Below are 1,563 nucleotides of genomic sequence, written 5' to 3'. Positions count from 1 at the left end.
CAATGTCATTAACTTTAGCAAAGAGCAGAAATCGTAAGCATTTATAAAACTATGATTCCTGCTTTTTGTTTGTATATGGGCATACTTATCCCCTTCTCTTTGTACTCGTATTTTTTAGCTCAGTACGCTCTTTTATGGGTATTCGAATATTTTCCTGCTAATTGCCCTTTCGTTCTGGTATAATGCCGATCAGGACGAATGGGAACAAGATTTTTACTGATATCTTCATATATTTGCTGAAATAACATATTTTTCTTTTGACCATCCGTTTCAAGAAGTATATAAATCAGATCATTTTTTAAGATTCCAATACTAACAGTCTGATTGATCATCATTTTATGTTTTCTGTTCGCTTCTTTCTGATCCAGTTCACGCTCTGCATCTAATATGATATCTTCAACTAAATTGCTCAGATATATAGTGCTGTATATATCTTGTAATAACAGAATAGGTTTTGTTCCTGTAAAATTCTCTAACTGTAACCGACTCTTTAGCGTTTCATACGCAGTCTCTATCCCCCACCTCATATGATATAATTCTTTTATTTCTTCTGTATGAAATTCAGTTTGTGAAAGATTTGTAGCCAAAACTTCTAAACTTCCGTTTTCTAATAGGATTTTTACCATACGCAATGAAATTTCACCTAATTCTTTCATACGTTCTCCATCTGGCGTTCCCTCGTAATGTCTGATTCTTGACTTATCAAGTTTTATTTTAACTAGCTGATCCTTTTCTATTAAACTGTTTTGCTCTTTTTTGTAATCACTGCTTTTTAAACGTACGATAAATTTAATATCCTTATCCATCATATGTATAAACGCTGGCGTAGAAGGATAGCCTCTGTCCATGATAATAACATAGGGAATGCTGCCTATTGTTTCCGGTATTCGCTCCATCTGTTTTTCGGCCAGGCGCATTTCATTAAATTTCACCTTATTACAGTCACTTTCCAGTATCATACGATTCATTACATCATAAATACAGCCTAATCCTATTTGAGCTTGGGGCTTTGTGTTTTTCCGGCTTGCAGAACCATATAGTTTCAGTGTTTCAGCAGTGGTAGGAATATTAATATCTGAGCCGTCAGCGGCTAATATTAAATGATCTTTGTAAGTTGAAAAGGTGGAATCTGCATAAAAGTTACGGTTATGATATTTATATAATTCTAAAAAAGCATCTGGATTAAGTTTCATACGCTGTTTCAGATATCCTGGTTTTGAAATAGACACACCAGGATGAGCAAGTTTCATATAATTTCTCAGTTCCAATGCCAACGTCAACCCCTTTCTGTTTATCATCGTGAAAAGAAGATCCTGAAGAGGCATTTTTCGAATTCTGGTAAAATAATTTTTATTACCTGATCGGCAAAATGCCTTAAATTCATCAGAAGTCATTTTTTCTATATCCATGAATATACGTTTCTGAGAATGCTTCATGCATAATCACATCCTTTTTTGAGCAGGTTCATGGCTTCTTTTTACAATATAAGCATATCAAAAAAAGCAGAAGATATCTAATCCATTTCGGAATAAATATCTTCTGCTTTTAAGTTAATGACATTGT

The 1,563-nt window shown here is 33.7% G+C and carries 1 protein-coding gene; it reads right to left on the bottom strand.

Translation table 11 applies throughout. From position 1 onward, the window contains the following. Nucleotides 1-119: 119 nt before the first annotated feature. Entirely contained in the window at nucleotides 120-1,409 is a 1,290-nt protein-coding gene (locus DWZ44_RS17995) for an IS4 family transposase (protein ID WP_238033145.1), read from the bottom strand. Between the last annotated feature and the right edge of the window lie 154 nt (nucleotides 1,410-1,563).

Source organism: Blautia sp. AF32-4BH (assembly GCF_003460565.1).
Lineage (GTDB): Bacteria > Bacillota > Clostridia > Lachnospirales > Lachnospiraceae > Fusicatenibacter > Fusicatenibacter saccharivorans.
Note: the sequence above shows the minus strand (reverse complement) of the source record. Positions and strands in the feature narration are given on the sequence as shown.